The sequence below is a fragment of the Colwellia sp. MT41 genome, from assembly GCF_001444365.1.
Taxonomy (GTDB): domain Bacteria; phylum Pseudomonadota; class Gammaproteobacteria; order Enterobacterales; family Alteromonadaceae; genus Colwellia; species Colwellia marinimaniae.
This window is the reverse complement of sequence record NZ_CP013145.1, coordinates 3,708,340-3,730,556: the sequence shown is the minus strand read 5'-3', so window position 1 is coordinate 3,730,556 and position 22,217 is coordinate 3,708,340. Positions and strand designations below refer to the sequence as shown.

At 39.8% G+C, this 22,217-nt stretch carries 16 protein-coding genes and 1 riboswitch; of the genes, 8 read left to right on the top strand and 8 right to left on the bottom strand.

Annotation, left to right across the window (positions count from 1 at the left end; genetic code table 11):
* The first annotated feature begins 95 nt into the window (after positions 1–95).
* The gene (locus CMT41_RS15775) at positions 96–3,488 is read left to right on the top strand and encodes an ATP-binding protein (protein WP_058027803.1); all 3,393 of its coding nucleotides are present in this window, start codon (positions 96–98) and stop codon (positions 3,486–3,488) included.
* Positions 3,489–3,503: 15 nt separating this feature from the next.
* On the opposite strand, the gene argR is transcribed toward CMT41_RS15775, so the two are convergent.
* Positions 3,504–3,977, bottom strand: coding sequence for a transcriptional regulator ArgR (gene argR / locus CMT41_RS15770; RefSeq protein ID WP_057182556.1), 474 nt, complete (start codon positions 3,975–3,977; stop codon positions 3,504–3,506).
* Positions 3,978–4,215: 238 nt separating this feature from the next.
* Between argR and mdh the strand changes: the two genes are divergently transcribed.
* Positions 4,216–5,151 carry a malate dehydrogenase gene (gene mdh / locus CMT41_RS15765; protein WP_058027802.1) on the top strand — a complete coding sequence of 312 codons (936 nt, stop codon included), beginning with the start codon at positions 4,216–4,218 and terminating at the stop codon, positions 5,149–5,151.
* 196 nt (positions 5,152–5,347) lie between these two features.
* Here the strand turns inward: mdh and ispB are convergent, their stop codons facing one another.
* Complete coding sequence (gene ispB, locus CMT41_RS15760) at positions 5,348–6,331, bottom strand: octaprenyl diphosphate synthase (protein WP_057182553.1); 984 nt, start codon at positions 6,329–6,331, stop codon at positions 5,348–5,350.
* 283 nt (positions 6,332–6,614) lie between these two features.
* Here ispB and rplU point away from each other — a divergent pair, with 283 nt between their 5' ends.
* The 4 genes from rplU to folA all read left to right on the top strand — a co-directional run bounded on the left by rplU (position 6,615) and on the right by folA (position 9,186).
* On the top strand, positions 6,615–6,926 hold the full coding sequence (rplU, locus tag CMT41_RS15755; protein WP_057182715.1) for a 50S ribosomal protein L21: 312 nt from the start codon (positions 6,615–6,617) through the stop codon (positions 6,924–6,926).
* A gap of 16 nt (positions 6,927–6,942) precedes the next feature.
* The gene (rpmA, locus tag CMT41_RS15750; protein WP_011045240.1) at positions 6,943–7,200 is read left to right on the top strand and encodes a 50S ribosomal protein L27; all 258 of its coding nucleotides are present in this window, start codon (positions 6,943–6,945) and stop codon (positions 7,198–7,200) included.
* A gap of 185 nt (positions 7,201–7,385) precedes the next feature.
* The gene (gene cgtA, locus CMT41_RS15745; RefSeq protein WP_057182551.1) at positions 7,386–8,549 is read left to right on the top strand and encodes an Obg family GTPase CgtA; all 1,164 of its coding nucleotides are present in this window, start codon (positions 7,386–7,388) and stop codon (positions 8,547–8,549) included.
* A gap of 109 nt (positions 8,550–8,658) precedes the next feature.
* A complete protein-coding gene (gene folA / locus CMT41_RS15740; protein ID WP_057182549.1) occupies positions 8,659–9,186 on the top strand; it encodes a type 3 dihydrofolate reductase in 528 nt (175 codons plus the stop codon).
* Between the two features lie 92 nt (positions 9,187–9,278).
* Here folA and CMT41_RS15735 read toward each other — a convergent pair whose 3' ends face one another.
* From CMT41_RS15735 to folE2, 3 genes are all read right to left on the bottom strand, one after another.
* A complete protein-coding gene (locus CMT41_RS15735) occupies positions 9,279–10,718 on the bottom strand; it encodes an FAD-dependent oxidoreductase (protein WP_058027801.1) in 1,440 nt (479 codons plus the stop codon).
* Positions 10,719–10,727: 9 nt separating this feature from the next.
* Positions 10,728–15,188 carry a glutamate synthase large subunit gene (gene gltB, locus CMT41_RS15730; RefSeq protein ID WP_058027800.1) on the bottom strand — a complete coding sequence of 1,487 codons (4,461 nt, stop codon included), beginning with the start codon at positions 15,186–15,188 and terminating at the stop codon, positions 10,728–10,730.
* A gap of 443 nt (positions 15,189–15,631) precedes the next feature.
* A complete protein-coding gene (folE2, locus tag CMT41_RS15725) occupies positions 15,632–16,558 on the bottom strand; it encodes a GTP cyclohydrolase FolE2 (protein WP_057182544.1) in 927 nt (308 codons plus the stop codon).
* 247 nt (positions 16,559–16,805) lie between these two features.
* On the opposite strand from folE2, the gene CMT41_RS15720 reads away from it, so the two are divergent.
* Positions 16,806–17,162 (top strand): Hpt domain-containing protein, encoded by a 357-nt coding sequence (locus CMT41_RS15720; RefSeq protein ID WP_231733086.1) that lies wholly within the window; start codon positions 16,806–16,808, stop codon positions 17,160–17,162.
* A 94-nt stretch (positions 17,163–17,256) separates the two neighbouring features.
* Here CMT41_RS15720 and arcA read toward each other — a convergent pair whose 3' ends face one another.
* The 3 genes from arcA to CMT41_RS15705 form a co-directional block, all read right to left on the bottom strand.
* Positions 17,257–17,958 carry a two-component system response regulator ArcA gene (gene arcA, locus CMT41_RS15715; protein WP_058027799.1) on the bottom strand — a complete coding sequence of 234 codons (702 nt, stop codon included), beginning with the start codon at positions 17,956–17,958 and terminating at the stop codon, positions 17,257–17,259.
* Between the two features lie 155 nt (positions 17,959–18,113).
* Positions 18,114–19,745, bottom strand: a complete 1,632-nt coding sequence (locus CMT41_RS15710) for a sensor histidine kinase (RefSeq protein WP_083494368.1) — start codon at positions 19,743–19,745, stop codon at positions 18,114–18,116.
* A gap of 24 nt (positions 19,746–19,769) precedes the next feature.
* Positions 19,770–20,834, bottom strand: coding sequence for a methyltransferase (locus CMT41_RS15705; protein ID WP_232299975.1), 1,065 nt, complete (start codon positions 20,832–20,834; stop codon positions 19,770–19,772).
* A 167-nt stretch (positions 20,835–21,001) separates the two neighbouring features.
* A riboswitch (Lysine riboswitch) is annotated at positions 21,002–21,251 on the top strand.
* Positions 21,252–21,422: 171 nt separating this feature from the next.
* Between CMT41_RS15705 and CMT41_RS15700 the strand changes: the two genes are divergently transcribed.
* Positions 21,423–22,172: a 2,3,4,5-tetrahydropyridine-2,6-dicarboxylate N-succinyltransferase gene (locus tag CMT41_RS15700; RefSeq protein WP_058027797.1), complete on the top strand. Its 750-nt coding sequence runs from the start codon at positions 21,423–21,425 to the stop codon at positions 22,170–22,172.
* The last annotated feature ends 45 nt before the right edge of the window (positions 22,173–22,217 follow it).

Genomic DNA, 22,217 nt, shown 5'->3' with positions numbered 1-22,217 from the left:
AACTACTTTTCCTTGTTTAACGCTTGTTTAAAATAGGTGACTGCTTTAACTTAGCAAGTTAACTCATGATTTAAACAAAAAATTAAGGCGTTTCAGTGTATTACCAAAAGGGCATAAATACAGTTTTTAGGCGTTATAACACCACCGTTGTCGTTGCCTTTATTGTCATTATTCTCGTGGCCTTTTCTGCTGCCTCTTTACGTTACTTCAATCAATTAGCCCAACATAAGCAGCAAAGTCTACTTGAGCTCAAACAAGAAGCTCAACAGCTAAATAATATGCTAGAACAAAGTGTTCAAGCTGTGGTAGGTATACACGAATTTGCCGAATATATTCTAAAACACCCCAATGAATTAAATATTCCCATGCCTGCTTTGTTACAACAAGGGCAGATGTTTTATTTAAATAAACCTCTACATGATGTTATTAAACAAGGTAAACGCTTAAGTAGTAATATTACCGGAATAGGGCAAGTGGCTGAGTTTAGTGAGGCTAAAAAACAAGAAATCGCCATGGCTAACGCCTTAACTCCGGCATTTATAGCGGCACAAAATATCATAGCGGAAGCAACGTGGTTTTATTATGTTTCCTTTAGTGGCTTTGTCAATATCTACCCTTGGGTTGATCGAGAAGTTTGGCAGTTTAACCATAAAACCTTAAATAGCTCACATAATCAAGCGATACAAACTCTCACATCAAGTAATAATCGTGTACTTTGGTCTCCTCCTTATCTTGATGCCGCAGGTGGCGGTATGAATGCTTCATTGGGTACTGGCGTTTTTCATCATGATAAGTTGTTAGGTGCAGTCGTTATTGATGTCAATTTATCACGCTTGCATGCGGGGTTGACCGAGTTAGAATCAACAGACCAAGGGTTTATTCTATACAATCAAAATAATGATATTTTACTCGCTAAACGCTGGGGGAAAGAGTCTTTAAGTTATCGTGTCTCTTGGCAAGATTTACTGCCAAAATCATTGCAAGGATTGAACGCTGAACGCTTAAGTAAACTAGGAGATGCCGAGCGTTTTGGCGATTGGTTTATAGAAAAACAAGTGCTTAGTGTTAACGGTTGGACTTTACTTAAATATCAAAATTATGATAGCTTTGCCGCCCCTCAATACAGTGATTTTGTTTTTGTTTTTGCCATGCTTTTTATCGGTTTGTTAGCATTTCTTATGTTAGTTAATACCATGACAAAGCGCACGTTTATCAAGCCCACTACTGAGTTTATTAGCCATATTCAATATTGCGCCGAAGGTGACCCAGGTAAAATCACCCCAGCAGCGGATTGGTTACATTGGTTTCAAGTGGTTGAAGATATTTTTGTACAAAATAGAAGCCTACTTTTGCAGCTTACGGAACAAAACGATGTATTAGATAGTCGTGTTATAGAAAAAACCAAAGCGTTACAAGAGACAAGTGCACAGCATCAACGTGATTATGCGTTATTACGCTCTGTGATGAATGCCATTCCCGAATTGATTGTCTTTAATGACCCTGACGGTTTATTAATGGGCTGTAATAAAGCCTTTGAGCGCTTGGCAAATCACTCAGTTGAGCAAATGTTAGGCATTAAATCCTCGACTTTTATGCCGACAGCTTTAGCGCAAGAAGTTAATCGTTTAAACGCCAGGTGTAACGATATTTATCCGCAACAAGCACTCATTAAGGCTGGCGATTATATTTACCAAGGCTTTTGCAATCAATTTACCGATGAACAAGGTAATATTCTAGGCACTATCAGTATCTTTCATGATGTGACCTTACAGCAAGCAACACAATCAGCGCTGGAAAAAGCGAAAGACCAAGCTGAGTATGCTAATAAGGTAAAAATACAGTTTCTTGCCAATATGAGTCATGAAGTCAGAACGCCAATAAATGCCATGCAAGGTATGATGGATTTATTGGCGCACACCTCTTTAGATACTCGCCAACAGCATTATCTAGTTAATGCTCAGGGTGCTTCAGCAACCTTATTACATCTAGTTGATGAATTGTTAGACTTATCTAAGATTGAAGCCGGTAAAATGGTCGTCAGCCAAGATGTAGTCAATTTGCCGGTTATTATTGATAAAGCCTTAAAACTTAATCTGAGTAATGTTGACCATAAACGGGTCGAAGTATTGGTTGATATGAGTGCACAAGTGCCGAGTAATGTCATCAGTGATGAAATGCGTTTAGTACAAGTGCTCGCTAATTTATTTAATAATGCCATTAAATTTACCGAGCAAGGCGAAATTAAGTTAATTGTTGATCTCCTGTCGACAACTGATAGCGTGGCTCAGGTGCGCTTTCGTGTCATCGATACGGGTATCGGTATTGCCAGCGATAATCAAAGTCATTTATTTAAAGCCTTTAGTCAAGCTGATGAGTCAATGACACGCAAGTATGGTGGCTCAGGCTTAGGTTTATCTATCTGCCAGCAAATAATTAACCTGCTTGGCGGGGAAATTAGCCTTACTAGCCAATTAGGGCAAGGCTGTGAACTAAGCTTTGTTTTACCCTTGCAGCGAGCTCCGCTTGCATGCCTAAATAAAGTCAACTCTGAGCCATTATTTAAGTCCAATCATAAGGTGACAGAGGTGTCATTTTCCCTAGCCGCAGAATTATCTCAGCCGCTAATAGCTGGCATTAGCATTTATGCGATAAATCAAAAACTATCAACAAGTTTGGTGGAAAGTATTGCTCAGATGAGCTGGCTATTATATGAAGTGAGCTCTGTTGACGACTTACTTCAGTTAGATGTTGTAGACAACAGTGTCTTACTTATTTCTGAAGTGGATTTTATTGCTCAACAAAACCGTCCAGAGTCTATTTCGTCGCTAGCAGCGTTTCGATTACTTGGTCTATGTCAGCCGGCATTAACGCAATTGAGCAATGAAACTTGTAGTCACTTAGATAAACTATCTACAGCTTATTTATTAGTCGATAAACCACTATTTCGTTATTCCCTTGATCAAATATCACAGGCTTTAATTGCTCAAGCAGAGTCTTTCGCTGAGCAAGCCAAAAGTGATACTAGCCTGGTTTACCAACAACATTCAAACAAGCAAACCGCAAGGGTTACTGCGCAAAAACCGTCAATGCTAAAAGATGAACAAAGCTTGCAGGGGGTATCCGTTTTATTAGTAGAAGATAACTTAGTTAACCAGCTAGTCGCTAAAGAGTTGCTGTTGAATATGCATGCTAAAGTCACTATTGCAGATAACGGTCAACGAGCTATAGATACCCTAGCAGAGCAGCATTTTGATGTGGTATTGATGGATATACAAATGCCTATAATGGATGGTCTCACCGCAGCTAAACTTATTCGAGCGCAAAGTAAATATCAAAATTTACCTATTGTAGCTATGACAGCTCATGCTAGAGAAGAAGATAAACAACAGAGTTTAGCGGCAGGCATGAACTTGCATATGCCTAAACCCGTTACCGGACAAGCTTTGCTTACTTGCATCAAAAAAGTTCTCAGAGAGGTAGCAAGTTAACCCAGTTGCCTAAGTTTAGCTTAAGTTTTTAGAGAAAAGTTGCTCTAATTTTTTGATGGTATCATTGATTTTACTGACATCAGTAGGCGCAATGAAAATAGTATCATCGCCAGCAATAGTGCCAAGTACACCATCACTTTTACTTAAACTATCAAGTAGTCTAGCGATTAATTGGGCTGCACCAGGGCTAGTTTGCACAATGATCATTACTTCGTTGTGCTCTATTTCTAATACTAATTGTTTGAGCGGGCTTTGTGCGGTAGGTACGCCTAACTCAGCAGGCAAACAATAGACCATTTCTTGACGAGCATTACGGGTTCGTACTGCACCATATTTACTGAGCATACGAGAGATTTTTGATTGACTGATGTTTTCAAAGCCATTGGCTTTTAATGCCTCGACGATTTCGCCTTGAGAGCCAAATTGTTCTTGTTTTAATAAATCCTTAAATGCTTGTACTAGTGCTTCTTGTTTTTGTAAAGCGCTCATCATGCTTAATTAACCCTGTAATAGACTAAAGTGGCGTTTGTAATCAGTGTGATAAACGCTAGTATACGTTATCGTATCATCATACTCGACGTTAATATTCGAGTATAAAATTATATCAATTGTTTTTTACTTGCTTTTACTATATCTTTTGCTCTGCAAAAATTACGTATTTACTCAAATAATATTTTAATAATTTATTGTACAATAAATAAACCCCACATAATTTCGGAGAAAACACATGAAAGTAGCTGTTTTAGGCGCCGCAGGCGGTATTGGTCAAGCATTATCATTATTATTAAAAACTCAATTACCAGCTGGTTCTGAGTTGTCTTTATATGATGTTGCCCCTGTTGTTCCGGGTGTTGCCGTAGATTTATCACACATCCCAACTGACGTTAAAGTTGCTGGTTTTGGTCGTGACGACCTTAGTGGCGCATTAACAGGTGCTGATATTGTTTTGATCCCAGCAGGTATGCCACGTAAGCCGGGTATGGATCGTGCTGATTTATTTGCCGTTAATGCTGGTATTATTAAAGTATTGGCTGAAGGCATTGCCGCAAACTGTCCAAAAGCGTTAGTAGGTGTTATTACTAACCCAGTTAACGGCACTGTGCCTATTGTTGCTGAAGTATTCAAAAAGGCAGGTACTTATGATGCTGCTCGTCTTTTCGGTGTGACTACATTAGATGTTATTCGCTCTGAAGCTTTTGTTGCTGAACTTAAAGGCCTAGACGTTGCTACGGTTAAAGTAGCGGTTATCGGCGGTCACTCTGGTACTACTATTCTACCATTACTTTCTCAAGTTGAAGGTGTTACTTTTACTGATGAAGAAGTTGTCACGCTAACGTCTCGCATCCAAAATGCAGGTACTGAAGTTGTTGAAGCAAAAGCTGGTGGCGGTAGTGCGACACTTTCTATGGGCGCTGCAGCAGCACGTTTTTGTCTGTCTTTAGTTAAAGGCTTACAAGGTGAAGATGTTGTTGATTACGCCTATGTTGAAGGTAAGGGTGATGATGCATTGTTTTTTGCACAACAAGTACGTCTTGGCGTAAACGGTGTGAGTGAAGTGTTATCTTACGGCGAGTTAAGTGCTTTTGAGCAAAAAGCAAAAGATGATATGTTAGCGACATTAAAGCAAGACATCAAAGAAGGTGTTGATTTTATGGCTAGCTAATCAGCCATAAAACGCAGAGTAAGTTTATTCATTGACTTGCTCTCATATAAAAAGCGCTGTTATCGATTGGTTTTTATCCATTGCTAATAGCGTTTTTTTTATGGCTGAATTTCACCAGCTAATCACAGTAAGTAATTCATAGTAAGTAATCACAGTAAGTATTACTGTGATATATTTATGTGCTTACAGGGGGAGGTTAATGACTGCGATTAGCGGCGATATGCGCTAAGGCAATAAGGGCCTGCTTGTGTTCACTGTCAGCAATGACATCTAGTGCCTTAATGGCTTTATCGGCTTCAATTTCAGCTTTTCGCTGGGTATAACGTAAAGCACCGGTATCTTCCATCGCTGCTAGTATTAAGTCTAAGCTATCCATGCCGTTGCCTAGTTCAATGGCTTCTTTAATGAGTGCTTTTTGTGCAGGATTGCCATGCGCCAAGGCATATATTAATGGCAGGGTGGGTTTACCTTCGGCAAGGTCATCACCGACATTTTTACCCATTTCTTTAGCATCGGCGGTGTAATCCATAATGTCATCAACTAACTGGAATGCGGTGCCGAGGAACTTGCCATAATCAGCCATGGCTTGCTCTATTTTGTCATCTTGCTTAGCTACTACAGCAGCAAGGCGGGTGGACGCTTCAAATAATTTAGCCGTTTTACAATAAATGACTTTCATATAGCTTGCTTCTGTGGTGCTGGCATCATTGCAGTTCATTAACTGCAATACTTCACCTTCGGCAACTATATTGGTGGCCTCAGATAGGATATCCATAATGCGCATATCACCCAATTTCGTCATCATTTGGAAAGAACGAGTATAGAGAAAGTCACCGACCAGCACACTAGCACTGTTACCAAACAAAGCATTGGCAGTTTCTCTGCCGCGACGCATATTTGATTCATCAACAACATCATCATGTAATAAAGTCGCGGTATGAATAAATTCAATAATTGCGGCAATATTCCAGTGCTGTTCGCCTTGGTATGCTAACGCTCTGGCAGCAAGTACGGTTAACATAGGGCGCATACGTTTGCCGCCACTGTTAACAATATAGATACCGAGTTGATTGATTAAGGCGACATCAGAATGTAATTGCTCATAGATAAGGTCATTTACTGCTGTCATGTCGTTTTGTATTAATTTTTGTATTGTTTTAATATTTACTTTATTGCCCATGCTGCTTGTCTTTAGCTGTTTTGATGTGTTTTTTGATTAGATATTAATCAAAAATATTAAATTGGTTAAGATGGCAAAGTTTACACTAAATTTTAGGCAAAAGTAGCTTTCTAGTGGCTTTGTTCTAATTCTTAGGGTCAAAGCAATTAAAAAGCAGAAAAGGCTAATAAAGTTAATGAATGATCACATTTATACTTGCTCTCGTTATATTATTCGCGTAGAATTCGCGCCCTATATTTTAAAAATTAGCGTCACAAATATGATGGCGCAGTACGGAGTAGCTATGTACGCGGTATTCCAAAGCGGTGGTAAACAGCATCGTGTAACCGAAGGACAAACAGTTCGTCTAGAAAAGCTTGAGCTTGAAGTAGGCGCAACAGTAGAATTTGAAAACGTTTTAATGATCGCTGATGGCGATAACATCAATGTAGGCGCGCCTTACGTTGCTGGTGGTAAAGTAGTGGCTGAGGTTGTTAACCAAGGTCGTGCTGATAAAATTACCATAGTTAAATTCAAACGTCGTAAGCATTCACGTAAACAAGCGGGCCATCGTCAATGGTTCACTGAAGTGAAAATTACTGGTATTAACGGCTAATTAGGAGCATTTTGACATGGCACATAAGAAAGCTGCAGGTAGTACACGAAATGGTCGCGATTCGGAAGCAAAACGCCTAGGTGTTAAACGCTTTGGTGGTGAATCTGTTTTAGCTGGTAACATTATTGTTCGTCAACGTGGTACTCGTTTCCACGCTGGTAGTAACATGGGTATCGGTAAAGATCATACTTTATTTGCTTTATCTGACGGTAAAGTTCAATTTGAAGTGAAAGGTCCAAAGAGTCGCAAGTTCGTTAGCATTATCGCTGATTAATTAGAACTTGGATTCCTAAAAACCTCGCTTCATCGCGAGGTTTTTTTTTAGTTTTTTTTTGGCTCTATAGAGATTCATTTTTAGTCGGTCAAAAATAGTTTATACTAGCGGTAGATATAGCAAACGGATTAATTAGTCTGCTTGCTAATAAACAAGCATTACCACATTAGGGTTATTGAGATACCATGAAATTTGTTGATGAAGTTGAGATCAGAGTTGAAGCGGGTGATGGCGGCAACGGCTGTAGCAGTTTCCGTAGAGAAAAATACATTGAATTTGGCGGTCCTGATGGTGGTGATGGTGGTGATGGTGGTGACGTATATTTAGAGGCTTGCGAAAGCCTCAATACGTTAATTGATTATCGTTTTGAGCGTTTCCATCGTGCTAAACGTGGTCAAAATGGTCAAAGCCGTGATTGTACCGGTAAAGGCTCTGACGACTTAGTGCTAAAAGTACCCATTGGTACTCGTGTGATCGATGAAGATACCGGTGAGCAAATTGGTGATTTGACCCATAAAGGGCAAAAACTGCTGGTTGCTAAAGGCGGTTGGCATGGTTTAGGTAATACTCGCTTTAAAAGTAGTACCAACCGAGCGCCTCGTCAAAAATCAGATGGCACACCAGGTGAAATCCGTAACTTAAAATTAGAGTTACTATTGCTGGCTGATGTTGGCTTGCTTGGTTTACCTAATGCTGGTAAATCTACACTCATTCGTAGTGTTTCAGCAGCGACACCGAAAGTAGCTGATTATCCATTTACTACCTTAGTGCCTAATTTAGGTGTAGTACGTTTAGATACCCAGCGCAGCTTTGTTATTGCCGATATCCCAGGGATTATCGAAGGAGCGGCTGATGGTGCTGGTTTAGGCACACAGTTCCTCAAACATCTTGAGCGTTGTCGTATATTACTACACGTCATTGATATTATGCCTGTTGATGGCTCAAACCCATTAGAAAACGCTAAAGTCATTATCAGCGAGTTAGAGCAGCATAATGCAAAACTTGCGGGCAAGCCGCGCTGGATTGTCTTTAATAAGCTTGATTTAGTACTGGAAGAAGAGGCAAAAGAAATTACTGATGCTGTTTTAGCTGGCCTTGACTGGCAAGGTGAGGTGCACAGCATCTCGGCATCTAATCGCATGGGTACTAAAGAGTTATCACAAAAAGTGATGAGATTTATCGAAGCGTTACCTCCTGAAAAGGAAGAAGTCATTGATGGTAAAACTGTTGAGTTTAAATGGGATACTTATCATGAAGAAACTATCGCTGCTCATAGTTCAGATGATGACTTAGATGACGATGATTGGAATGAAGACGACTATGATGTTGAAGTAGAATATCGCCAATAAGTTTAATCATAATAATTAATATTATAAGCACTGCTTTTTTTAGTTAAAACAGTGCTTTTTTTTACCTTTCTTCTAGCGATAATACAGAAAAGAATGTTGAGAGTTTTATATGACCATTTTATCCATGATAGTTGCCACGGCTGATAACAATATTATTGGTAAAAATAATACTATGCCTTGGCACTTGCCGGCCGATTTAGCCTACTTTAAAAAAGTTACCTTAGGTAAACCTATTATTATGGGGCGAAAAACCTTTGAATCAATAGGGAGGGCTTTACCCGGGCGTCGGAATATAGTGATTTCTCGTGATGAAAGTTACCAGCCACAAGGAAAGGGCGCTGAAGCTGTCGATACCGTAACCTCAGTGGCAGAAGCAATGGCCTTAGTTGATGGCTCAAATGGTGGTGAGGGCGTTGACGAAATAATGGTTATTGGTGGCGGCGCTATCTATAAACATTGCCTACCTGCGGCACAAAGGCTGTATATAACCCATATAGATACAGATATTCAGGGCGATGTTGAATTCCCTGATTATGAGGATGGCAGCTGGAAGAAGGTATCAAGTGAAAAACGTCCTGCTGATGAAAAAAATATTTACGATTTAGATTTTTCTGTATACGAACGATGCAGTAAATAATAGCAAGCGGATTAATCACTCATAAAAGCAAAGTATAAAAAAAGCTGTACCTTATCAGGGAACAGCTTTTTTTATAGATAAAATTATTTTAGTTACTGGCTAACAAAATCCAAAATTCCTATAGCCGCTTTTCGGCCTTGATCCACCGCAGTAACCACTAAATCAGAGCCTAAGACCATATCACCACCAGCAAATATATTGCTCTTAGTGGTTTGCAAAGCAAAGTCAGAGCTAGCGACTGCAACAACGCGGCCACGAGAGTCTAATTCCACTCCTGCATCTATCATCCACTGAGGTGGGCTTGGTAAGAAACCAAAGGCAATAACCACCGCATCGGCGGCCATAATAAACTCACTCCCTGTAATCGGCTCAGGGTTACGTCTGCCATTAGCGTCGGCTGCACCTAGTTGTGTTTTAACAAATTTAACACCGATAGTTTTACCTTGCTCATCTACTGCTATATCTAACGGCTGAATATTAAATTCAAAAATAACACCTTCCTCTTTAGCATTTTTTACTTCGCGTGGTGAGCCTGGCATATTGCTTTCGTCACGACGATAAGCACAAGTGACTTGTGTAGCTCCTTGACGAATCGAAGTACGGACACAATCCATGGCAGTATCACCACCACCTAAAACAATCACTTTTTGATCGGTAAAATTGACATAAGGTTTTAGATTTTTCTTATCGTCTGCATTGTTTGAATCGGTAATGCCCATTGTTTTTTGGGTATTACCAATAAGGAAATCTAAGGCGCTGTATACACCTGGGGCCTTTTCGTTGGCAAAACCACCGGTCATATCGGTATAAGTACCTAATCCTAAGAAAACCGCATCGTATTCTTCGCTGAGTTCGGCAAAGCTAATGTCGACACCAATTTCGACATTTAAGCGAAAGTCGATGCCCATGCCTTCAAATATTTCTCGGCGAGTTTGAATAATATCTTTTTCTAATTTAAAGGATGGAATGCCAAAGGTTAATAAACCACCGATTTGTGGATTGCGATCGAATACTACTGCATCAATACCGTTACGCGTTAAAACATCGGCACAGGATAAACCGGCTGGACCAGCGCCAATAATAGCAACCTTTTTTCCTATTTTAGTTACCCCTGATAGGTCGGGTTTCCAGCCTTGGGCAAAGGCGGTATCGGTGATGAATGATTCAATATTACCTATGGTCACTGCGCCAAAATCAGCATCTAGGGTGCATGAGCCTTCGCATAACTTGTCTTGTGGGCAAATTCGACCACACATTTCAGGTAAGCTATTGGTTTCATGACATAAATCTGCAGCTTCAAATATGCGGCCTTCGGTGACTAATTCTAACCATTGTGGAATATAGTTATGTACGGGGCATTTCCATTCACAATATGGGTTACCACAATCCAGACAACGATCGGCTTGACCAGCACTTTGATCTTGTCCAAGCGGTTGATATATTTCGACAAACTCTATTTTACGTTTCTCGATTGCCACTTTGGCTGGTTCAATACGTTCAACGTCCATAAATTGATAAACATTCTTACTCATAACTACTTCCTAATTTATCAGAACACGAAGTTCGGCTGTTGAACGACTACGATGACCTAATAGGGTTTTAACATCGGTAGCACTGGGTTTAATTAATTTAAATAAGGGCGAAAATTTATCAAAGTTTTGCAGGATTTCTTGCGCGCGTAAACTGCCTGTTTCATTAAAGTGTTTATCAATAATGCCGCGTAAATGTTCTTGATGAATAGCTAAGTTGTCCATCGCCAACATTTCAATGGATTCTTTATTGAGGCGAATATCTAAATCACCGCTTTCGTCTAGTACATAAGCGAAACCACCAGTCATGCCCGCGCCAAAATTAACACCGACATCACCGATAATGGTTACTATACCGCCGGTCATGTATTCACAAGCATGGTCACCCGTGCCTTCAATTACCGCATGACAACCAGAGTTGCGCACGGCAAAACGTTCTCCTGCACGTCCTGCGGCAAATAATTTACCGCCAGTGGCACCGTATAAACAGGTATTACCCATAATCGGTGTTTGATGGCTTATATAATCAACCCCTGCAGGTGCCTTGATGGTTAATTTACCACCGGCCATGCCTTTACCGACATAATCGTTGGCATCACCGGTTAAGATCATGTGCAAACCGCCGGCATTCCAGACACCAAAACTTTGTCCTGCGGTACCGGTTAAATGCAAGGTGATTGGTGCTGCAGCCATGCCTTGATCGCCATGTCGACGAGCAATTTCCCCTGACAGCATTGCGCCAACTGAGCGATCGATATTTTGAATGTTAAATCTATACTCGCCGCCCTTACTGTGGGCTACTGCATCAGCTGCCGCCGCTAGAATTTTCTTATTCAACTTACCTTCATCAAAGGCCTTATTCTCATGCGTTTTATAAAGCGCAGTATTATCACCGGCAACCACAGGGGCGATAATCGGTGATAAATCTAATTTTTGTTGTTTAGCTGTGACACCATCAATTTGTGATAATAAATCAACACGACCGATAATAGCCGTTAGGCTTTTAACCCCTAAGCGGGCTAAAATTTCACGCACATCACGGGCAATAAATTTAAAATAATTCATTACTTGCTCAGGCATACCTTTAAAGAATTTGTCACGCAATACTTTATCTTGAGTAGCAACACCGGTAGCACAGTTATTTAAGTGACAAATTCGCAGAAATTTACAACCTAAAGCCACCATAGGCGCGGTACCAAAACCAAAGCTCTCTGCGCCTAAAATGGCCGCTTTAACGACATCGGTACCTGTTTTTAAACCGCCATCAACTTGCAAGCGTACTTTATGGCGCAAGCCGTTAGTTACTAGTGCTTGTTGCGCTTCCGCTAAACCTAGCTCCCAAGGACACCCCGCATATTTTACTGACGTTAATGGGCTAGCGGCTGTGCCACCGTCATAACCTGATATGGTAATAAAATCAGCGTATGCTTTAGCAACCCCTGCGGCGATTGTACCAACACCTGGACCAGAGACTAACTTCACTGAAATAACCGCTTTGGGATTGACTTGTTTCAAATCGAAAATTAACTGAGCTAAATCTTCAATGGAATAAATATCGTGATGTGGTGGTGGTGAAATTAAGGTCACTCCAGGTACTGAGAAACGTAATTTGGCAATGAGTGGTGAGACTTTATCACCAGGTAATTGCCCACCTTCACCGGGTTTTGCTCCTTGCGCTATTTTGATTTGTAATACGTCTGCATTGACAAGGTAATGTGGGGTAACACCAAAACGACCGGAAGCAATCTGTTTAATGCGTGAGTTTTTCACCGTACCAAAACGGCGTTCATCTTCACCGCCTTCGCCTGAATTGGAACTGCCACCTAATCGATTCATAGCGATGGCGAGAGCTTCATGTGCTTCAGGGCTCAATGCGCCAATTGACATAGCGGCACTATCGAAGCGTTTAAACATTTCGCTTTCTGGCTCAACCTGATCAAGTGGTATAGGGGTACAATCATCTTTAAGCTTTAATAAGTCGCGCAAGGTTGCAATAGGGCGTTTATCTACTTCATCAGCAAACTTGCGGTAGTCGCTATATTTGCCACTATTTACTGCGCGTTGTAAATGGTTAACTACGTCAGGATTGTACGAGTGATACTCGCCATCATGCACGTATTTTAATAAACCACCATGAGACATCTTTTTATGAGCTAAAAATGCATTACGCGCTAACTTAATACTGTCTTGTTCGATATCGCTAAAGTCAGCGCCTTTAATACGACTGGGTAAGTCACTAAAACATAGTGCTTTAATGTCATCGTTAAGGCCGATAATTTCAAATAAACCGGCACAGCGATAACTGGCAATGGTGGAAATGCCCATTTTAGATAGAATTTTTAATAGACCTTTGTTAATGCCTTCACGGTAATTAACAATAGCATCACGGGCCGTCATTTTTATTTGGCCTTTTGCGACTAACTGCTCGATAGTTTCAAAGGCTAAATAGGGGTAAATAGCCGTTGCGCCTAACCCTAATAAGACCGCATATTGATGAGAGTCACGTACTGAACCCGTTTCAACAATAATGTTGGAGTCACAACGTAATTGCTCATCGACTAAACGTTTTTGTACCGCACCAACGATCATGGCAGCGGGGATCACTAATAAATCAGGCTGAATGTTTCTATCGGAAAATACTAAAATAACAGTATTTTTATTACGTACTAAATCAACTGCGTGATCACAAAGACGAATAATAGCGGCTTGTAAACCTTCTACGCGCTCATAATGCAATGATAAGGTATCAGAGCGATAATGTTCTGGATCTAATTCCCTTAGCTGTTTTAAACCGGTATACATAAGCACAGGGGTGGAAAATATTATCCGATCAGCATGGCCTGAGGTTTCGTTAAAAACATTATGCTCACGACCAATGCAGGTGCCAAGTGACATCACATAGCGCTCGCGTAGGGGATCGATTGGCGGGTTAGTCACTTGCGCAAATTGTTGACGGAAGTAGTCATACAAGGTGCGAGTTTGACTAGATAATACCGCCATGGGGGTATCATCACCCATAGAGCCAGTCGCTTCTTGACCATTTTCTGCCAAGGTACGAATAACCTGTTGGATCTCTTCATAACTGTAGTTAAACATTTTATGGTACTGACTCATTTCTTTATCAGTAAAAACGCAGCTGCCAATTAAATTGGCTTCAAGTTTATCAAAGGGTACTAAACGGCGAATGTTTTTATCTAACCATTCACGATAAGGATGACGCCCTTTTAAATCGTTATCAATATCGGTGCTGGTGTATATTTTGCCGGTGTAGGTATCAATGGCAAGCATCTCACCTGGCCCTACTCGGCCTTTTTCTACCACTTCATCTTCACTATAATCCCAGATACCTACTTCTGAGGCTAAGGTAATAAAGCCATTACGGGTAATAACATAACGGGCTGGGCGTAGGCCATTTCTATCCAGGTTACAAGCCACATGGCGACCATTGGTCATTACTACGCCAGCTGGGCCGTCCCACGGCTCCATGTGCATGGAGTTGAATTCATAGAATGCCCGTAAGTCATCGTCCATTAGTGGGCTGTTTTGCCATGCTGGCGGCATTAATAAACGCATAGCACGATATAAGTCCATACCACCGGCTAAAAATAGCTCAAGCATGTTATCTAAGGACGATGAATCTGAACCTGTCTGGCCAACAAAAGGAGCCGCATCTTGTAAATCAGGTAATAAGGGTGACTTAAAGCGGTACGTACGAGCGCGTGCCCATTGGCGATTACCATTAATGGTATTTATCTCACCATTATGTGCTAAATAGCGGAACGGCTGCGCTAGATGCCATTGTGGAGACGTATTGGTAGAAAAACGCTGATGGAAAATACAAATAGCGCTTTGCATGCGAATATCAGCTAGATCTAAGTAAAAATTTGCCAAATCTTTTGGCATCATTAGACCTTTATAAATAGTAACTAAGCAAGATAAGCTAGCCACATAAAATGTTTTATCAGTAATGCGTTTTTCTGCGCGACGACGGGCCATATATAAGCGGCGTTCTAAGTCACGATTACGCCATCCTGGCGGCGCATTGATAAATACTTGTTCAATATTGGGTCGATTGCCTTGGGCTATTTCTCCTAGCACCGAGCTATCGACAGGAACCGTACGCCAGCCAATTAAGGTTAAACTTTCATTAGCTAGCTCTTCTTCTAAAACTTTTTTACACAGTGCAGCTTCAATTGGATCAGTACTTAGGAAAATCATGCCGACAGCATATTTTTTACCAAGCTTCCAGTTATTGTCTGCGGCTACGGCACGAAAAAAACTGTCCGGTTTTTGTAATAATAAGCCACAGCCATCACCTGTTTTACCATCACTGGCGATACCGCCACGATGTTGCATACGATCTAAAGCGGAAATAGCGGTCTTAATTAGTTTGTGACTGGTTTCACCATATTGATGGGCAATTAAACCAAAACCACAGTTGTCTTTTTGGATGCTATGATCATAAAGCTGCATATTTTTCTCCTAATAATAAGCCAACTTACTCACAGGGCAGATAAAAGAAGAATAAAGGCATGGAAAAAATGCATAAATACTCTTATTTTAAGTAAGTGGAACGTTCAACAGTACCCAGTTATTTGTTAAAGGTCAATTAAAATAGAGCTTTTACTCGTAATTCATTTACATTTCTGTGCTATTTTGTAATTGGATAATAAAATTAAATATAATTATCTAGTTGTTAAATAAGAGGTTATTGTATTCAATAGGTATTTTTTGTTTCATATAGTGAAAATTCATGAAATAAAATTACATTTTGATGGACTTTATACAGTGGGCGTATATTCAGTATTTATGCAGTTTATGGCTATTTTCTTATTAGCGTTAAGGAAAACAGACAAAAAAAAAGCCAATAGTGATACCACTATTGGCTTTTTGTATGTTAAAAGTTTGCTTATAGCCTAAGGCTGATAACCGCCCTCAATACCCTTAGTGGTGATACTGACAGCATCATGTGCATGCAGTGACTCTAGGTGATTGATGCGTAGCCAGAAGTCATCAAAATGATTCGCTTGATTCATGCTGTGTTGTAAACGACGGGCGGCGTCTTCACAAAACATCAGGTTTTGGCCATTAAGACGAGCAAACTCTTGTTCATCTTCGCGTTTTACCGCGGCTTGTACCGGTGTTTTTAGTGAGTATTCAATAAGGTCAACTAACTCAGTAATAGGAAAGTCATTGACAGTTGAATTAAGCTTTACCTTTACTTCAGCAATTGAACGCTGTGAGTGAGGTGTGGCCATTATCCCTTCAGTGGTGCCAAGCCAATCATGGATGTCGGTTAAAGCTAATTCATCTTGTTGAGCAAACTTATCCTGAAAGGCTTGTTGTATTAGTTGTCTAGCAAGAGCCGCAGAGCAGGGGCACGTTGAGGAATAAGGTACATTAACGGTTAACTCGATAGTGATCTTACCTTTATTTAGGTAACCAGTTAGTGTTACTGGGTAGGCCTTCCAGCCTTCTTTGCCGCTAATCAATGATTTTCTGCGTAAGTGATACTCAAAGCTAAATTCTACTTTAGCTTCATCACTTAACTCTTGGTGACTACTAATAAAGCCATCAAGTAAGCTGACTAAACTTTGATAGTTAAGCACATTACTGGTAGATAACTCATCGATAAGTAAGTAAAGGCGAGACATGTGTATGCCTTTAGCTTGAGCGTCTTTTAAATTAACAAAGGCATCTATATGAGCTGAGACCATACGATCGCTTTCGCCTTTTGAGGCGACCATAATAGGCATTTCAATGTTACTCATGCCGACCCAGTCAAGCGTACCTTCGGTTTGAGCTGTTGTATGGTTGGCGATATCTGGCATTGATGTCGTCATTTCGACTCCACGTTAAAACGATAGTTATTAACTACACTTCGAGACTTTTTGCAATCAATACGAAGAGTAGATCTAAGGGCGCATATTCTAGCTTATTTTTTAATGGTAATCATTATTGTTGTTGCTCTATAGCTAAAAAACATACAGTAACCTTATTTATTTCTCTAATTTTCAATAAGTTTGTCTACGTTTTATTACTGCGTTAATATAGAGCTACTCGTTAGTATTTACCTCAAAAGGTGTGTCTGTGGAAACTGAACAAGCAAGTCATTACTTAGACCTAGAGTTATTGCAAGGTTATTTAGACAGTTTGGGTAAAGCTATTGTGGAACAAATGTTTTCTTTATATAGCCAACAGGTAGAAATTTATCTGCATGATATTGAACGTGCGCAAGTGAATGACTCACTTGCTGATTGGCAAGAGCATTGCCACAAAATGAAAGGCGCGGCAGCAAGTGTTGGTATGTGCAAGCTACATGGACAATTAAAGCTATTAGAAAAAACTGCTGCGAGCCAGCAACAAAAAGCTGTTTTATTAACAGAATTAAAATTGGCAAATGGACAGGCAATGCTTGCTTTTAAAGATTGGTTGGCAAGTCATTAGTTAAGCTGAACTTGCCTAAGCGGTACTTGCTCAGCAGCCCTACTTTGCTACTATTGAAATCATGGGCTGCTTAAATAGCTGAGTGAAATGGGTATTAATCTAGCGTCCCGACAAAACGATAACCTTCACCATGAATGGTGTTAATAAGCTCAGGTGTTGCTGGATTCAATTCAAAGTGCTTACGTAATCGTCTTATGGTGACATCAACCGTACGGTCATTAGCGCGTAAATCTCTCCCGGTCATTTCTTTAATAAGCTCTTGGCGGGTAATTATTTTACCAGCATTTTTTATCAGTAAGCTTAATGCTCTATATTCACCACGAGGAATAGCAATAACTTCACCTGCTGGGCTAGTCATCTGCCTAGAGTTACCATCCAAAGTCCACTGATTAAAACTAACTACGCTTTGTACCGTTTCACTTCTTGATTGACTAATACGACTTAAAATATTTCGAGCTCTAATGGTCAATTCACGTGGATTAAAGGGTTTAGTTAAATAATCATCAGCACCAATTTCTAAGCCCAGTATTTTATCAATATCGCTATCTCGACCCGTTAGGAAAATCAAGCCCAAGTCTTTATTGGCAGTTAATTCTCGTGCTAATAACAAACCATTTTTTCCGGGTAAATTAATATCCATAATGACAAGGTTGATGGTATTTAATTTGAGCTGCTCAGCCATGCTATCACCATCAACAGCTTCGAAAACAATGTATCCTTCGGCTTCAAATAAATTGCGCAAGTTAAAGCGAGTGACATCTTCATCTTCGACTACTAAGATTTGATAAGTTTGCATAGTGGAATTTACCTAATATTTTAAATGGCTATGGTGATTATTATTTTAATAAGTGGTACTTATGTATACGTTTACATATATTTAACTATTTACATTTATTTAACTATTTTAGTCAAGTGAAAATGAAAAAACAATTTTTAATGGTTATTATTTCATTAGCTTGCTGCTAACTCCACTGGGAAGGTGATGTCAAAACTCACGCCCTGCTCTTGTTCTTCATCAAGAACAATATGACCACCTAAAGCCTGAGTTACCAAATTAAAGACTAAATGCATACCTAGTCCGCTGCCACCCCTGCCTCGCTTGGTAGTAGTAAAGGGGTCGAAAATTTTATTTTTGATTGATTCATCAATACCAATGCCATCGTCACTGTAATTAATATGTAATTGGTCGCTTAAATTCATAATGTTGATGGTAATCGTACCATGTTCAAGTCCATCAAAAGCATGATAAATTGAATTAAGAATTAGGTTGATTAATATTTGGTTAATGGGGCCAGGCTTACTATTAATGTATAACTTGTCAGGGCAAGTAACTGATACCGCAACCTTGGCCGATTGAAGTTTCGCTGATAGTGTTAACAATACTTCGTCCACTAAGCCACGAACATTAAAGGTTCGACTCTCAGCACTAGATTGATCTACGGCAACCTTTTTGAAACTTGATATTAACTTCGCTGCCCGCTCTAAATTTCTAAAAATAATAGCGATGTTTTCATCACCATCGTTTAAGAACTTTTTTAATTGGCTAGATTTTAGTGTTTTATTTTCAAAGGCAGTCTTGATTTCAGTTAATTTGTCTGCCAATAAGCTTGAAGCCGTAACACCTAAACCTATTGGCGTGTTTACTTCATGAGCAATACCCGCAACCATATCACCAAGGGATGCCATTTTTTCTGTTTCGACTAATTGATCTTGGAATTCGTGCAGTTTCTCTAATGTTGACAATAGTTCCTGATTTGACTCTTTTAACGCGTCTGTTCTGGCACTGAGTCGGTCTTCCAGTGCTTGTTTTTGTGACTGGGTATGTTGGTGATCTTCGACAAAGTTACTAATGTGTTTGTCGGTGCGAAGCAGTAATAAGTTAATACTTTTGGTTAAAATATCAAGCTCCTTATAAGGCTGTCGCGCTAATTGTGTCTGATAATTTCTACTTTTAGATATTTTCCCTATATCATCGATTAACTTCACCATAGGTTGGCTCGTTGTTTTAAAAAGCCATTGGGAAAGGGCAAAGGCAAGCAGCAAGGATAAAAATAAGAAAGCTAGGGTGAAATAAGTTAATTTTCTAATAAATTTATGTTGTTCCAGTAGACTCGATTGGATAAATAAATAGCCTAAAGTCTGTTGCCCTTGAGTAATTTTAACGATGAGCTCTAGATGGTCATTTTGATATTTAATATCAGTTAATTGTGAAATTTGCGCAATCTTGTTACTAATTGCGGGAAAACTATGGTTTTTATTATAGCTAGTGAAATACTCAATACTGCCATCATCATTTAATCGATAGACATGAATATGGTTAATCATGGGGCTAGTGATTAATTGTTTAAGTTCTTCTTTTAGTTTAACTTGGCTAATGTCATGGTCACTTTCTAGGAATGGAATACTGTTTTTAGCCAATATATTTGCCCACGCACGCGTTTCACTGGCAATGGCTGCATCACCTTTTTTATCAACCATATAAATTATGCTTATCGAAGCGCCAAGCAATATAATGGTGCTTAACGCCATAATACTCTGTACTAAGCGAGTATGTAGTGACATGGTTTGATTTGACTTTGGCATGGTATCCAATAAATTATACCTATATTACTTTGATGATAGCTGAGCTTGGTAAATAGTAAACCCTTTGTCTTTTGCTATAACACGAGTATGGCCAATATATGTTTGCATGATCGCTTGATAGCGTAAAAAGCTATTGGCTACTATGGTAATGCAGCCTTGCTTATAAAGTTGTTTATTTATCCCCGCTAAAAAGTCTTCGCTGGCTTGATAGTGTGTTTTGACACCTTGATGAAAAGGCGGGTTGGAAACAACGTGTTTATATTGTTCGCTAACATCAGCTAGGCCATTTGAAGGGAATACCTGTGCCGATAAACCATTTAAAGCTAAGCTCTCTTGTGCTGACGTTAATGCTAAAGCACTGACATCAAGTAGAGACAACTTTGTATCGATAAATTTTTTGCCAATAAAGCAGCTAATAACACCTGCGCCACAACCAAAATCAAGTACTTTTCCCGCCATTTTTTCCGGTAAGTTACTCAATAATAAAGCCGTGCCTACATCAAGTTTTTGTTGGCTGAAAACGCCAGGTAGTGACGCTATTGTTAGTTCAATACCATCGACAGTAATATGGTATTTTTTAAACCAATCTTGCTCCTTGAAAACCGCAGATAATTTTTCTGGCTGAAATAAGCCCACAAAAAGCAGGCAGTGGCGAGCAGCATCGACTTTCTGACAACAAGTCAGTAGCTCTTTGGTTAATTTAGGTGCAGATTGAATGCCACCTTTTTTCTCGCCTACCAGTAATATTTTTGTGGTGTCATTTATGCAATGAGCAATCGTCGCTAGGGTGAAAGCTAATTCCACCTTACTTTTAGGGAACGCAATTATGACGAGATCATGGCACATTTTTGTTTGATAAGTGCTAGCGAAAGTAGCCTGTACCTTGTTTTTAGCAGTGTGGCCATGTTTTTTGGTGATTGCCTGATAATCGATGAAATTAGTATTAAAACAATTAATACTGTTTGGCTGATGTAGTTCAATATACGCATCAATGAAACCATCTTCAGGTAAATTAATCAACAAGGGTGCTTTAGCCAGCAGTAATTCACTATTACGTAATAAAACTTGGCTAGGATTCGACAAAGACATAGGGCAATAAATAGAGAAAGAATAAAGGTTATATTCTACGGGAAATTAGTATAAGGGAATAGGGCTATTTGCGCTAAGTTAATTGTACCCAAGTAAAAAAAATGCTTAAATAGTCAATGTCCCTAATTCCTATTTAGTGGTTAATTAACTTAGCACTAAATTTTAATAGGGCCAGAAGAGGAGCGTTAACCAGGTAATTACCGTTGTTTTGTTTGTATGGTTTTTTAATACAGTCAAAAACAGAGATCAAACTTTGTAGAGGGTAATGAGGGGGATTAACGCCGAGATAGATGGCTATTTGATTGGCTGTTTATCGGTTGTTTATTTTATACCTTATAAAGTAGTGGGCTGAATCCCAACAACTGTCACTTTGAACCATAACCATGTTGGTTGTTTAAGTGGGGAGCTTCTGGCCTTTGCATCTTAGCCAAAATGCCAGCCCCGCTGATGTTATGCTCTTCTTTGTAATTGCCCAGTACTCCGCACAATGTATTTAGCTTTATTAATCAAGCATGTTTAACCATGTCCGTAATAACACTAGGTACACATTATTTTCTATAGATTTTTATCAGATAAGCGGAGTGAAAAATGAACTGGCAAGATGTTTTAGCACAGTTGGAATCAGGTAGTTTACGAGCGGCAAACCAAGATGAAGCCGGTAATTGGCATGTCAATGTTGAAGTAAAACAAGGCATTTTAGCCGCATTTAAAGCCGGTGAAAATGTTGCTTTAAATGGTAATTATCAAGGATTTGTTGACAAACATAACTTACCCGCTCGCCAGTTTACACCAGAAGATGGCGTTCGTTTGGTGCCTGGTGGCTCATCAGTACGTGCTGGAGCCTATGTTGCTGAAGGTGTAATCATCATGCCACCAGCATACATCAATGTTGGTGCCTATGTTGATACCGGTACTATGGTAGATAGCCATGCTTTAATTGGTTCATGTGCGCAGGTGGGGAAAAATGTTCACATCTCAGCTGCCGTGCAAATTGGTGGGGTCTTAGAGCCTATTGGGGCTAGTCCAGTCATTATTGAAGATGATGCCTTTTTGAGTGCCGGTGTCGTTGTCGTTGAAGGTATAGTGGTTAAAAAAGGTGCGGTGTTAGCACCTGGTGTATCTCTTTCTAAATCTGTACCTGTTTATGATTGTGTAAACCAAGTTATGCGAGAAAAAGGCGCTGAAATACCAGAGCGTGCTGTGGTTGTTCCTGGTACCCGACCTGTCAAAGGTGAGTGGGCACAAGAGCTAGGTTTAAGCATGGCCTGTGCACTTATTGTTAAGTATCGTGATGAAAAAAGCGATGCATCATTAGAGTTAGAATCAATTCTGCGTTAATTAATCATCTAGTCGCTGTATGGTGCAATCTATGCGTCAAAAGTA

Coding starts and splice junctions, on each gene's coding strand:
- folE2 (WP_057182544.1), bottom strand. CDS start 16,558: ATGACGACATCAATGCCAGATATCGCCAACCATACAACAGCTCAAACC.
- rpmA (WP_011045240.1), top strand. CDS start 6,943: ATGGCACATAAGAAAGCTGCAGGTAGTACACGAAATGGTCGCGATTCG.
- CMT41_RS15700 (WP_058027797.1), top strand. CDS start 21,423: ATGAACTGGCAAGATGTTTTAGCACAGTTGGAATCAGGTAGTTTACGA.
- folA (WP_057182549.1), top strand. CDS start 8,659: ATGACCATTTTATCCATGATAGTTGCCACGGCTGATAACAATATTATT.
- rplU (WP_057182715.1), top strand. CDS start 6,615: ATGTACGCGGTATTCCAAAGCGGTGGTAAACAGCATCGTGTAACCGAA.
- gltB (WP_058027800.1), bottom strand. CDS start 15,188: ATGCAGCTTTATGATCATAGCATCCAAAAAGACAACTGTGGTTTTGGT.
- argR (WP_057182556.1), bottom strand. CDS start 3,977: ATGAGCGCTTTACAAAAACAAGAAGCACTAGTACAAGCATTTAAGGAT.
- CMT41_RS15710 (WP_083494368.1), bottom strand. CDS start 19,745: ATGCCAAAGTCAAATCAAACCATGTCACTACATACTCGCTTAGTACAG.
- cgtA (WP_057182551.1), top strand. CDS start 7,386: ATGAAATTTGTTGATGAAGTTGAGATCAGAGTTGAAGCGGGTGATGGC.
- arcA (WP_058027799.1), bottom strand. CDS start 17,958: ATGCAAACTTATCAAATCTTAGTAGTCGAAGATGAAGATGTCACTCGC.
- ispB (WP_057182553.1), bottom strand. CDS start 6,331: ATGGGCAATAAAGTAAATATTAAAACAATACAAAAATTAATACAAAAC.
- mdh (WP_058027802.1), top strand. CDS start 4,216: ATGAAAGTAGCTGTTTTAGGCGCCGCAGGCGGTATTGGTCAAGCATTA.
- CMT41_RS15705 (WP_232299975.1), bottom strand. CDS start 20,834: ATGTCTTTGTCGAATCCTAGCCAAGTTTTATTACGTAATAGTGAATTA.
- CMT41_RS15735 (WP_058027801.1), bottom strand. CDS start 10,718: ATGAGTAAGAATGTTTATCAATTTATGGACGTTGAACGTATTGAACCA.